A 12,322-nucleotide genomic window follows, 5' to 3' on the forward strand; every position below is an offset into this window, starting at 1 on the left:
AGTTGTTAAAACGGGGATATACGCCCCAAAAGGGTACCAGAGGGAACGTTCAACGTGGCATGGTTGCTTGCAGGCGTGGCAGCCTGGCTCGCCATCAACATCGCGCTGGTCTATCTGCGCACGCGCCGAAGCCGCGATGCGGAAGAGAGCGAGCCGCGGGTCTAGCTTTGCCGGCGCGGCCGTTCGCGTCAGCGCCGCCGGTCGCCGCTTGCGAGGCAACATAGGCCCGTACCACGCGGGCCTATGTGCACAGCACCTGCCTATTTCTGATCTTCATTGCTGGTGCCGGTGCCCGGACTGCCGATCGGCAAGCCGTTCGGCGCATGACCGACACCTGCGTTCCGTTCAGCTTGCGCGGCCGATGGCGAGGTGCCGTTCGCAGTCGGGGACCGAACGTTCGGATTGATCTGGCCGGTATTGGTGTTGACGTTGGCCCCGGTCGTGGTGCCGTGAATCCCCATCCCCGAAGGAGCCGACGGCCCCGAATTGGCGCTGCTGGAGGATGTGCCCATTCCGGCGCCTGAGCTGGCCGCCGATCCCGCGCCGCCGGTCCCCGTTCCGGCCGCAGCACCGGCACTGGCACCGCCACCCGCTCCACCGCCGCCGCCTGCTCCGCCACCGCCCTGAGCGAGTACGGTCGTCGAAAGCGCAGCGCATGCGAAGGCTACGAGGATGGACTTGCGGATCATGGATCATCTCCCTGGTTTGGGCAGACAATCCAGGACACCAGGAGTTGTTCCTCTTCCGATCCGTATCCGCCGACCATCGCCCTCAATTATTGCTGCGGTTCGCGCTGCGAAAGCTCTTGATCTCGGACACGCTGCCGTCGCGGTAGGTCAGCTCCACCGAGACGGACTGCGTGCTTGGCGCGAGCTTCATGTAGAGCGGCATGCCGGCGCTGATGGCGCTGGGATCGCGCATGTCGCAGGGCGGCATCTTCAGCACCTGGTTGGGCACGGCGGTGTCGATGCCGATGCGCACCTCGCGGATGGCGCAGCGGTAGGACACGAGGTGCGTGTAGTAGACCAGCAGCCCGTTGAACTCGCGGAACGACAGCCAGCTCGTCGAAGTCATGTCGAGGATCTTGCGCTGGTCGCGGATCAGCGCGGCCTCGGGATCGAACCGGATCGGGAACGGCCCCTGCATGTCGCCGGACTGGTCGACATAGCGGACCTCGATAGTGCCGGCCTGCGCGTCCGACGGCAATTCGATCGACGGGTTCGGCATCCGCTTGCGCGTGCGCGGATCGAGCGTGTCGATGAAGCCGGTCTCGCGGAAATCGCTCTTGCCAGCCATGCGCCAGGAAATGCCGAGCGTCGGGTCGGCGAACGAGAACGTAACGCTCCAGCCGCCATTGTGCCGCGAGAAGCTCGCGATCGGCGCGTTGGTGGTCACCTCCTTCGGCAGCTGCGGCACCGACACCGGCGGCAGTGCCGCGAGCTTCTGCTGCGGCGGATCGGCCGGGCGCGCGGCGGCGTCCTTCGCCGTGCCGCTCAGGAAAACGTCGTCGACCATCTGATCGAAATAGACCGGCACCTGCCTGTGCTTGACGGTATCGGCCATCTCGCTGACGGCGCGGCGGGTGCGCTGCGCCACCTGCACGAGGTTCTCGCCGGGCTGGAGCAGCTCCCTGGCGAAGGTGCGCGTGAACACCGAATTGGGATTGGCGTCGTCATTGGACAGACGATCGAGCGCTGTCTGGCGGGGACCGGCCGAGAACACCGAGAACACGCCTTCGGGCAATTGCGTCATCGGCGCAAGCCCGCCGGCGCCGGCGACCGCACGGGTGCCCTTGCGCTCGAACGGGTTGTTGCGGCAGGCGTCGAACACCAGGATCGAGGTCCGCGCCTTCTTGTTCTGCAGGCGCTCGACGATGCGGTCGGCCAGGATCGAGGCGTCGCGCACCAGCTCTTCCTGCCCTTCCGTCGCCGCCGGCACGTCGGTCGGCAGCAGATAGTTCTGGCCGGCGATCTCGAAACCGTGGCCGGCGTAGAAGAAGAACGCGGTATCGCCGGGCTCGATCGCCTTGTCGAAGGCGAGCAGCGTCTCGGAGAATTGCTGCCGGCTCTGGTTCTCCGCGACCATCACCGAGAAGCCGAGCTGCTTCAGCGTGTCGCCCATGGTGCGGGCGTCGTTGACCGCCTTGAGCAGCTTCGGGACGTTCCTGTAGTCGTTGTTGCCGACGACCAGCGCAACGCGCTTCTCGGCAGAAGCGGGAAGCGCAAAGCCGCTCAGGCCCGCCGCAAGGCCAAGGGCCGCCAGAATTCTGAAAAGCCGACGCGTCATCGCAAATTTCCCGTTGCAGAACGGCGGAGAGGCCGCTTCCTTCGAACGGCAGTTCATTGGACCCCCTGCCGCTGTGTGATAGTCGGCGCAGGCGTAACGACGGTTCAAGGGAACAGGGCTCCGGATCCATGATCCGGCTATGGCAGATTCCCGCGGAATCTGCACAATCTGGGGCATTGCGCTGCAAGCGGGGGTTGCCGTGTATTGGTGTACCGACGAAGTCGCGCCGAATGATCGCTTCGACTATTGGCGCGAGGTGCGTTCCAAGGGCCTGTTCGGCGTCACCGCCGAGCTCGCCCGCGAGCACCGCGCGGACTTCTTCGGCGAATTCTCGCTACGTCAGCTGGGCGGCGCCGGCCTCGTCGAGCTGAAGGCCTCGCCCTACGCGGTCGAACGCAGCGGCTCCGACATCGCCGACGCGCCGGGTGACGCCATCTGCGTCTACCAGCAGCTCGGCAGCGGCGGGTGGTTCGGCGGGCTGCGCGGAAGCGATTTTTCGATCGCCAACGGCAGCTTCGCGACCAGCCATACCGACCTGCCCTACCGCACCGCGCCGCTGGGCACCGGGGGCTTCCACCTCCGGATCCTGAAGATCCCCGTGAGCATCATCCCGGGGCAGGACAAGCGCATGCGCGAGCTTGCGCCCCGCACGTTCGGCGATCCCACCCTGGCGCCCCTGCTCGAAGCCTGTTTTGTCGAACTCGGTGAAGCCTCCAGGGATCAAGGCGCCGACGATGCGACCTCCCTGGTCCAGGCTTTGGCCCACCTGGCGCTGATCGAGCGCGGCATCGTCAGGCCCGGCAGCCGGCGCGGACAGGCCGCGCTGCGGACCGCCCGCCTCGCCCAGGCCCGTCGCCTGATCGCGCGGCAGCTGCAGAACCCGCATCTGGCGCCGACGGTGGTCGCCGACGAGCTCGGAATATCCGTGCGCCACCTGCACATGCTGTTCGAGACCGCGGAAAAGACCTTCTCGCAGACCGTGACGGATGAACGCCTGAAACAGAGCCGCCGCCTGATGCGCGAGGCGCCCGAGCGGCTGATCGCCGATATCGCGGCCTCCTGCGGCTTCGAGAGCCTGGCGACCTATTACAGGGTCTTCAACGCCGCCTATGGCATGGCCCCCGGCGACTTCCGGGCCCAAGGCTCGGATCGGGGGTAGCCGCCGAGCCTGGAACCTCGCTCGATTCATACGCGGCCGGAAAACCCTAGCAGCGCCCGAGATTTGGGCAAAAACCTCAGGTTTTTTAGGATCTTCCCGCGCCCGCTCCATTGACTTTGGCCGATTCCCGCCTATGTTCCGGGGCGACGCGGCTCAGATCGAAGAGCGATTCCTGAGCCTTGCGCTTTGTTCGCGTGAGTCAGCACCCCCAGCTTCTTTGAGAGCGCGCCGTTTCGGGGTGGAACGCGACAGCCTTATTACCCTCGATTCCGAACGGCGGTTTCGACCAGAGGCTCAATGTCCTTCTCAAATCTCGGACTATCCGAAAAAGTCCTCGCCGCAGTGGCGGCCACCGGTTACACCACCCCGACCCCCATCCAGGAACAGGCGATCCCCCACGTCCTAGCGCGCAAGGACGTGCTCGGCATCGCCCAGACCGGCACCGGCAAGACCGCGGCCTTCGTGCTGCCGATGCTCACCATCCTCGAAAAAGGGCGCGCCCGGGCACGTATGCCTCGCACGCTGATCCTCGAGCCGACCCGCGAGCTCGCGGCCCAGGTCAAGGAGAACTTCGACCGCTACGGCGCCGGGCAGAAACTGAACGTCGCCCTGCTGATCGGCGGCGTCTCCTTCGGCGACCAGGATGCCAAGCTGACGCGCGGCGTCGACGTGCTGATCGCAACCCCCGGCCGCCTGCTCGACCACACCGAGCGCGGCGGCCTCCTGCTCACCGGCGTCGAGCTGCTCGTCATCGACGAAGCCGACCGCATGCTGGACATGGGCTTCATCCCCGACATCGAGCGCGTCTGCAAGCTCGTCCCGTTCACACGGCAGACCCTTTTCTTCACCGCGACCATGCCGCCGGAGATCCGGCGCATCACCGAAACCTTCCTGCACAATCCGCAGAAGGTCGAGGTCTCCAAGCCCGCCACCGCCGCCGTCACCGTCACGCAGGTCCAGGTGCCTGCCGGCCGCGAGGCGCACGAGAAGCGCGAGCTGCTGCGCCGCCTGCTGCGCGAAGCCAAGGACCTCAAGAACGCGATCATCTTCTGCAATCGCAAGCGCGAGGTCGCGGTCGTTCACAAATCGCTGCAGAAGCACGGCTTCAGCGTCGGCGCGTTGCACGGCGATATGGATCAGTCGGCCCGCACGGCCGCGCTCGAGCAATTCCGCAAGGGCGAGCTGCCGCTGCTCGTCGCCTCCGACGTCGCGGCCCGCGGCCTCGACATTCCCGAGGTCAGCCACGTCTTCAATTTCGACGTCCCCCATCACGCCGACGATTACGTCCACCGCATCGGCCGCACCGGCCGCGCCGGCCGCACCGGCACCGCGATCTCGATCGTGACGCCGCTCGATCAGAAGTCGATGGTGGCCATCGAAAAGCTGATCGGCCAGAGCATTCCGCGCGCCGAAGGCGATTACGAAATTCAGGCTGAATCTTCCGACGGGACCGAGCGTCCGCGCGAGGCGCGTGGCCGCGAACGTTCCCGCGGCGGACGCGGCAAGCCGCAGCGCGGCCGCGACCGTGAGCGCAGCCACGAGCCGCGCGAGGCGCGTGGCGAGGCAAGGCACTCTTCGGAGACAAGGCACGCTTCGGAGGCCAGGCACGCTTCGGACGCAAGGCAGCCCTCCGAAGCGCGGCATCGGTCCGACGACAAGCGCAAGGCGGAGCCGCGCCACGACGCACGCCAGCCCGTGCCGGCCAATAATTCGCATGTGCCGTCGATCGGCCGCCCCGAGCCGCGCCGCCATCGCGAGGCCGACGCCGAGCCGGGCGACCACTCACATCTTCCGGCATTCCTGCTGCGGCCGGTCCGCTCTCCCGCCGGCGCCTGAAGCGCGGGGCGCGCTCCAGGTTTCGGTTGAGGAAACAGGAAACACACGTTTTTAGACGTTCCGTGAACGTATATTTACGGGGCGTTCACGATCGTCCGTTAGCCTACGAACATAATTTAAGCATTGCTGCGGTCGCCGGCGCTCCGACCGCTGTGGGGTATGTTCCGTGGTCAAGGTGCTCGACGAACACGAACGCACGATGGCGTTCGCCGAAGTGGCGCTCGGTCAGATCCGATCGCTTCGTCAGACGGCGATTCCCCGCAATTACGAGATCTGGTACGTCTACGCCACCGGCTACAACGCGCCGCTCAACAAGATCGTCAACGAGACGCTGGCGCGCAGCGGCAAGCTGACCGAGGCCGACCTCGAGCAGATCTACGAGACCTATCTCTCCCACATCAAGACCACCGACCGCATTGACAAGGTCGGCGCGCGCGTCATCGGCGAGATCGACGACGTGATGAAGGTCTTGAGCGACGCACTCGGCATGACCGGCTCCTACGATGCCACCCTGTCGGGCGCGGCCGCGAAGCTGTCGGCGGCCAAGAGCCGCGACCAGATCAAGACGATCGTCGAAACGCTGCTGCGCTCGACCAGCGAGATGCGCGAGACCAACAAGGCGCTGGAAGACCGCCTGACGCTGTCGAAGAACGAGATCAGCAATCTCCAGCAGAGCCTGGAGGCGATCCGCGCCGAGAGCCTGACCGATCCACTCACCGGCCTTGGAAACCGCAAATATTTTGACCGCATGATCGACATGGCCGTGCAGAGCGCGCTCGCCTCGGGCGAGCCGCTGTCGCTGCTGCTGTTCGACATCGATCACTTCAAGTCGTTCAACGATTCCTACGGCCATCTCACCGGCGACCAGGTGCTGCGGCTAGTCGGCCTGTCGCTGAAGCAAACCATCAAGGGCCAGGACATCACCGCGCGCTATGGCGGCGAGGAATTCGCGGTCGTGCTTCCCAACACGGCGCTGCGGCAGGCCCTCACGGTGGCCGACCACATCCGCCGCGCGGTGATGGCGAAGGAATTGAAGAAGAAGTCCACCGGCGAGATCCTCGGCCGCGTCACCATCTCCGTCGGCGTCTCCATGCTCAAGCCGGGCGACGACACCGACGCCCTGATCGAACGCGCCGATGCCTGCCTCTACGCCGCCAAGCGCAACGGCCGCAACCGGGTGATCTGCGAGGCCGATCCGGAATACGCGGTCGAGTCGCACAGCCGCGTGGCGTAGGTTTCCATCAACTGCCGTAGGGTGGGCAAAGCGGAGCGTGCCCACGGACTTTCGGTGGGCACGGCGCTATGCGCCTTTGCCCACCCTACGGCACCGCCGCTTGACATTATTCCGCGGTGAACAACATCTGCCAATTGGCCGCCTGCCCCCGAGCCAGCAAAGGTCTTGTCATCTTGCCCAACCCCCACGATTTCCACACGCCGCAACCGTCCTACACCAGAGCCGAGCTGCTGAGATCGAGCGAAGGCGGCTATTTCGGCCCGGGCAATGCGCAATTGCCGGCGCCGCCGATGCTGATGATGGACCGCATCACGGAGATCAGCGTCGACGGTGGCGCGTTCGGCAAGGGCCATATCGTCGGCGAGCTGGACATCACACCAAGCCACTGGTTCTTCGATTGCCACTATCGCGGCGACGCGATGATGCCGCCGACGCTGGGCCTCGACGCCATGTGGCAGATGATCGGCTATTGGCTCGGCTGGTCGGGCTCACCGGGCAAAGGCCGCGCCATCGGCGTCGGCGAAGTGGAGTGCACGGGCACCGTTACACCGGACACGAAGAGCGTTCGCTACGAGGTCGCGATGCGCATGGTCCGGCGCGGCAAGCTGGTGCTCGGAATCGCCGACGGACGCGTGCTGGCCGACGGCGTCTGCGTGTTCACGGCAAAGGACATGCGGGTCGGCCTGACCAAGACCGTGGATTAGTTCTCAGATCTCGTAGGGTGGGCAAAGGCGCAACGCGCCGTGCCCACCATCTCGTCGCGACTATTTCGAACGGTGGGCACGCTTCCGCCTTCGCTCTGCGAGCTGCGGCGGACGGGTGGCTTTGCCCGCCCTACGCACCGTTGTCTTGGCTGCCGTCCCGGCCGTCTTCTTGGCTACCGACTTCTTCGGCGCGACCTTGCTCGCCGCTCTCTTCTTCGGCCGCTTCTTCACCTTGGCGCGCTGGGCGGCGGCGAGTGCCGCCCTCGCCCATTGCACGAACTCCTCGGAATCATCGAACAGCCGCGCCGGCAGCTCCCAATAGGAGTTGACCACCACGGTCTTGGCGCGGGTCGAGTACTGGAACGGCTTTGAGCCTTCGGCCTCGAAATCAGGAATCGTCACTTCGTCGGCGCGGAAGAACAGGCCGGCGCGCAAGGACAGAGCGAAGTTGATGCCGTCGGCGGAGATGCCGTAGCCGGAGAACATCCTGCGGATGGTGACGGGGCCGAAATCGGCGAACAGGTCGGTCAGGAATTCGCGGTCCATACGCATGCTCCAACGTGCCCCGGACGCAGCGCAGCGTCTAACGCTGCGCTGCTGAGCCGGGGCCCAGTCCTCTACGCCGGAAATATAGCGTGGGTCCCGGCTCTGCGCAGCAGCGCAAGCGCGCTGCAGCGCGTCCGGGACACGAGAGAGGTGTGTGGGAGACGAAACTACCCGTCGATCTTGGCCGGCCGCAGCTCGACCGACTCGCCGCAGCCGCAGGCGGAGATCTGGTTGGGATTGTTGAAGACGAACTGGGCCTGCATCTTGTCGGTCCTGTAGTCCATCTCGGTGCCGAGCAGGAACAGCACGGCCTTGGGGTCGACCAGGATCTTGACGCCCTTGTCCTCGACGACCTCGTCGGTCGGCCGGATCTCGTGGGCATATTCGACCGTGTAGGACTGACCGGCGCAGCCGCCGTTCTTCACGCCGACGCGCAAGCCGACGATCTCGGAATCCGCACGCTGGGTCAGCTCGGTGATGCGCTGGGCGGCCGCATCCGTCAGCCGCATCACCTGCGGGCGCGGACGCCGCGGCTTCGGAGTGGATACTGGGGTCACCTGGGTCATCTTGTTTATCTGGTCCGTTGCGGAACGAATTCAATGCCGGGCTTATGTCACCACATGTTGAGGACGAGGCGGGCCTCGTCGCTCATGCGCTCGGGCGACCACGGCGGCTCCCAAACGACCTTGACGTCGACCACGCCGACGCCGGGAACGCTGGCGACCGCGTTCTCGACCATGGTCGGCAACTCGCCGGCGGCCGGACAGTTCGGCGTCGTCAGCGTCATCTGCACGTCGACCGAGCGGTCGTCCTTGATCTCGACCTTGTAGATCAGGCCGAGCTCGTAGATGTCGGCCGGGATTTCCGGGTCGAACACGGTCTTGAGCCCGGCGATGATCTCGCGGGTCAGCCGCTCGGTCTCCTCCGGCGGCAGCGCCGAATGGGTCTCCATCGGATTGGCTTTGATTTCGGCCGTGTCACTCATGCGAACAAATCCCGCGCCTTCAACAGCGCCTGTGCCAGATGATCGACTTCTTCCCGCGTATTATACATGCCGAACGAGGCCCGGCAGGTGGCCGTCACGTTGAACCGCTCTAAAAGCGGCATCACGCAATGGGTGCCGGCACGCACCGCGATGCCCTGGCGGTCGATCACGGTCGCGACATCGTGGGCGTGCGCGCCCTTGAGCTCGAAGGAGATCACCGGGCCCTTGCCCCGCGCCGTGCCGATCAGCCGCAGCGAGTTGATCTCGCGCAGGCGATCCTGGGCGTAGGTGGTGAGATCGGCCTCGTGCGCGGCGATGCGTTCCTTGCCGATCGAGTTGACGTAGTCGATGGCCGCGCCAAGGCCGACGGCCTCGACGATCGCCGGCGTGCCCGCTTCGAATTTGTGGGGGGGATCGCCATAGGTGACGACATCGCGCGAGACCTCGCGGATCATCTCGCCGCCGCCATTGAAGGGGCGCATTGCGACGAGGTGGTCATACTTGGCCCAGAGCACGCCGATGCCGGTCGGCCCGTACACCTTGTGGCCGGTGAAGACGTAGAAGTCGCAGCCGATGTCCTGGACGTCGACCGGCAGATGCACCGCGCCCTGGCTGCCGTCGACCAGCACGGGAATGCCGCGCGCATGCGCGATTCTGACGACCTCCTTGACCGGCACGATGGTGCCGAGCGCGTTCGACATCTGGGTGATCGCGACCAGTTTGGTCTTGGCCGTAAGCAGCTTCTCGAACTCGTCGATGAGGAAATTGCCTTCGTCGTCGACGGGCGCCCATTTGATCACGGCGCCTTGGCGCTCCCGCAGGAAATGCCAGGGCACGATGTTGGAATGGTGCTCCATGATCGAGATGACGATCTCGTCGCCTTCCCCGATGTTCGGCCCGCCCCACGAAGACGCGACCAGGTTGATGGCCTCCGTCGCGTTGCGGGTGAAGATCACTTCCTCAGGTCGCGGCGCATTGATGAACTGCGCCACCTTGGTGCGGCCGCCCTCATAGGCTTCGGTCGCGGCATTGGCGAGGTAGTGCAGGCCGCGATGCACATTGGCGTATTCGGACGTATAGGCCTGCGTCATGCGCTCGAGCACGGCGCTCGGCTTCTGCGCCGAAGCGGCGTTGTCGAGATACACGAGCGGCTTGCCGTAGACCTGCATCGCGAGCGCCGGAAAATCCTGGCGCACGCGCGCGACGTCGTAGGCACCGTTCTTGACCGCGGGATGCGTGCTCATGACCGCCGCTCCAGCCAGCGCTCGGCGATGCCGATCACGTGCTCGCGCAGGGGCTCGTCGGCGATCTGCTCGATCGCCTCGCCGACGAAGGCCTGGATCAGCAGCGCCTGGGCCTGCTTCTCCGGCAGGCCGCGCGCCTTCAAATAGAACAGCAGGTTGTCGTCGAGCGCGCCGGCAGTGGCGCCGTGGCCGCAGGAGACGTCGTCGGCAAAAATCTCGAGCTCGGGCTTGTTGTCCGCCTCGGCCTCGTCCGAGAGCAGCAGCGCACGGGTCATCATCTTGCCGTCGGTCTTCTGCGCGTCGGGACGAACGATGATGCGGCCCTGGAACACCGAGTGGCCGCGGTCGTCGATCACGGCGCGGAAGATCTCGCGGCTGACGCAGTTCGGCACGGCGTGGTCGACCACCAGCGTGGTGTCGCCATGCTCGGTCTTCTGCAACAGGTTGACGCCGTTGGCCGAGAGCTCGCTGCCCTCGCCCGCCAGCGTGATGAAGCCCTGCAAACGGCTCACCGCAGCGCCGGTGGTCATGTTGAAGAAATTGTACTTCACGTTGGCGCCGATGGTGACGAAATGCGAGGTGATGTTCACCGCGTCAGGCGCATCGTCCATCAGACGGATGTGGGCGACATCGGCGTCATCCCCGACCGAGACGAGGACGGCGTCGTTGACCTGGTAGGCCTTGGCGTCCGCCGCAACGAAGGTCTCGACGATGGTGGCGCGAGCGCCCTTCCCGATGACGATCTGCGAGCGCGTGAACGCCGACACTGACCCGGCGGTCGCGATGTGAATGATCTGGATCGGCGCGGACAGCTTGGCGCCATCGGCGATCGACAAGACGACGCCGTCGGTCGCCATCGCCGCGTTCAGCGCGATCACGGCATCAAGGGACGCGGTCTGCAGCAGACCAGCGTCCTTGTCCAGCGCCTCACGCAGGGTCTTGAAGCCTGCCTCGGCGACAAGCGCCTTCACGTCGGACAGATCGGCCGCGAACACGCCATCGACTAGCACCAGCTTGCGGGCGCCATCGATCGCATGCACCTTCACCGCGTCCGCGGCGCGCTTCAACGCGGCCGCATCGGGGCTGGCCGCCAGCGGCAGCACTTCGCCGACGAGCGCACGCAGGTCGGTGTACTTCCATTCCTCGATCCGGCGGTGCGGCAGGCCGAGCCGCTCGTAAGTCTCGAACGCCTCGCGGCGCACGGCGGTAACCGCGGGGGAACCCGGCAGCCGGCCCTCGGCGCTGGTGAAGAGATCGCTCACCGCGCGGCCCTTTCCGGTCTTTGCCACAGCAACGTTCATTGCAAACAATCCTTACGCGGCATCCTCGAACTGGGCGTAGCCGGACGCTTCCAGCTCCAGCGCCAGATCCTTGCCGCCGCTCTTCACGACACGGCCCTTCGACATCACGTGCACGACGTCAGGCACGATGTAGTTGAGCAGCCGTTGATAATGGGTGATGACGACCATCGCGCGCCCCGGCGAGCGCAGCGCGTTGACGCCGTCGGCCGCGATGCGCAGCGCGTCGATGTCGAGGCCCGAATCCATCTCGTCGAGGATGCACAGGCTCGGCTCGAACAGCGCCATCTGCAGCACCTCGTTGCGCTTCTTCTCGCCGCCGGAGAAGCCGACATTGACGCCGCGCTTGAGCATGTCCTGCGGGATGTTCAGCGACTTCGAGACCTCGCGGACCTTCTTGAGGAAGTCCGGCGTCGAGTATTCATCCTCGCCGCGCGCCTTGCGCTGGGCGTTCAGTGCCGTGCGCAGGAAGTTCATGGTGGCGACGCCGGGAATTTCGACCGGGTACTGGAACGCCAGGAACACGCCCTTAGCGGCGCGCTCGTTCGGCTCCATCTCCAGGAGGTCCTCGCCCTTGAACAGGATCTGGCCGTCGGTGACCTCGTAGCCGGGCTTGCCGGCGATGACGTGCGAGAGCGTCGACTTGCCGGAGCCGTTCGGCCCCATGATCGCATGCACCTCGCCTTCGTTCACGGTCAGCGTCAGCCCGTGGAGGATCTCACGCTCCTCGACACGAACCTTGAGGTCTTTCACTTCAAGCAAAGCCATAATTTTCTTTCCATCTATCCCCTCATCCTGAGGAGCGCCGCAGGCGCGTCTCGAAGGATTGAGGCCACCAATCTTTCCGGTATCCATCCTTCGAGACGGCCGCTTGCGCGGCCTCTCAGGACGAGGTCCGAGCTAGCCGACCGACCCTTCGAGCGAGATCGAGATCAGCTTCTGCGCTTCCACCGCGAACTCCATCGGCAGCTGCTGCAGCACGTCCTTGACGAAGCCGTTGACGACGAGGCCGACCGCCTCTTCCTGGCTG

General features: G+C 65.5%; 12 protein-coding genes. 4 read left to right on the plus strand and 8 right to left on the minus strand.

Annotated elements, in window-relative coordinates; translation table 11 throughout:
• Positions 1-260: 260 nt before the first annotated feature.
• Both E4K64_RS33995 and E4K64_RS34000 read right to left on the minus strand, forming a co-directional pair.
• On the minus strand, positions 261-689 hold the full coding sequence (locus E4K64_RS33995) for a hypothetical protein (RefSeq protein ID WP_135167241.1): 429 nt from the start codon (positions 687-689) through the stop codon (positions 261-263).
• A gap of 82 nt (positions 690-771) precedes the next feature.
• Positions 772-2,286, minus strand: a complete 1,515-nt coding sequence (locus tag E4K64_RS34000) for a caspase family protein (protein WP_167772406.1) — start codon at positions 2,284-2,286, stop codon at positions 772-774.
• 199 nt (positions 2,287-2,485) lie between these two features.
• Between E4K64_RS34000 and E4K64_RS34005 the strand changes: the two genes are divergently transcribed.
• The 4 genes from E4K64_RS34005 (at position 2,486) to fabA (ending at position 7,219) form a co-directional block, all read left to right on the plus strand.
• Positions 2,486-3,445 carry a helix-turn-helix domain-containing protein gene (locus E4K64_RS34005; RefSeq protein ID WP_135167243.1) on the plus strand — a complete coding sequence of 320 codons (960 nt, stop codon included), beginning with the start codon at positions 2,486-2,488 and terminating at the stop codon, positions 3,443-3,445.
• Positions 3,446-3,742: 297 nt separating this feature from the next.
• Positions 3,743-5,281, plus strand: a complete 1,539-nt coding sequence (locus E4K64_RS34010) for a DEAD/DEAH box helicase (RefSeq protein WP_135167244.1) — start codon at positions 3,743-3,745, stop codon at positions 5,279-5,281.
• A 166-nt stretch (positions 5,282-5,447) separates the two neighbouring features.
• Complete coding sequence (locus E4K64_RS34015; RefSeq protein WP_135167245.1) at positions 5,448-6,515, plus strand: GGDEF domain-containing protein; 1,068 nt, start codon at positions 5,448-5,450, stop codon at positions 6,513-6,515.
• A 173-nt stretch (positions 6,516-6,688) separates the two neighbouring features.
• Positions 6,689-7,219, plus strand: a complete 531-nt coding sequence (gene fabA, locus E4K64_RS34020) for a bifunctional 3-hydroxydecanoyl-ACP dehydratase/trans-2-decenoyl-ACP isomerase (RefSeq protein ID WP_135167246.1) — start codon at positions 6,689-6,691, stop codon at positions 7,217-7,219.
• Between the two features lie 60 nt (positions 7,220-7,279).
• On the opposite strand, the gene E4K64_RS34025 is transcribed toward fabA, so the two are convergent.
• From E4K64_RS34025 to sufC, 6 genes are all read right to left on the minus strand, one after another.
• Positions 7,280-7,765, minus strand: a complete 486-nt coding sequence (locus tag E4K64_RS34025; protein ID WP_135167247.1) for a TfoX/Sxy family protein — start codon at positions 7,763-7,765, stop codon at positions 7,280-7,282.
• A 167-nt stretch (positions 7,766-7,932) separates the two neighbouring features.
• Positions 7,933-8,331 carry a HesB/IscA family protein gene (locus tag E4K64_RS34030; RefSeq protein WP_135167248.1) on the minus strand — a complete coding sequence of 133 codons (399 nt, stop codon included), beginning with the start codon at positions 8,329-8,331 and terminating at the stop codon, positions 7,933-7,935.
• A gap of 47 nt (positions 8,332-8,378) precedes the next feature.
• Positions 8,379-8,750: an SUF system Fe-S cluster assembly protein gene (locus E4K64_RS34035; RefSeq protein ID WP_018641712.1), complete on the minus strand. Its 372-nt coding sequence runs from the start codon at positions 8,748-8,750 to the stop codon at positions 8,379-8,381.
• Complete coding sequence (locus tag E4K64_RS34040) at positions 8,747-9,994, minus strand: cysteine desulfurase (protein WP_135167249.1); 1,248 nt, start codon at positions 9,992-9,994, stop codon at positions 8,747-8,749. Before E4K64_RS34040 ends, E4K64_RS34035 begins: the two co-directional genes overlap by 4 nt.
• A complete protein-coding gene (gene sufD / locus E4K64_RS34045; protein ID WP_135167250.1) occupies positions 9,991-11,295 on the minus strand; it encodes a Fe-S cluster assembly protein SufD in 1,305 nt (434 codons plus the stop codon). Before sufD ends, E4K64_RS34040 begins: the two co-directional genes overlap by 4 nt.
• Positions 11,296-11,307: 12 nt before the next feature.
• A complete protein-coding gene (sufC, locus tag E4K64_RS34050) occupies positions 11,308-12,060 on the minus strand; it encodes a Fe-S cluster assembly ATPase SufC (protein ID WP_135167251.1) in 753 nt (250 codons plus the stop codon).
• Between the last annotated feature and the right edge of the window lie 262 nt (positions 12,061-12,322).

The sequence above is a fragment of the Bradyrhizobium frederickii genome (genome assembly GCF_004570865.1).
In the GTDB taxonomy this organism is placed as follows: Bacteria; Pseudomonadota; Alphaproteobacteria; order Rhizobiales; family Xanthobacteraceae; genus Bradyrhizobium; species Bradyrhizobium frederickii.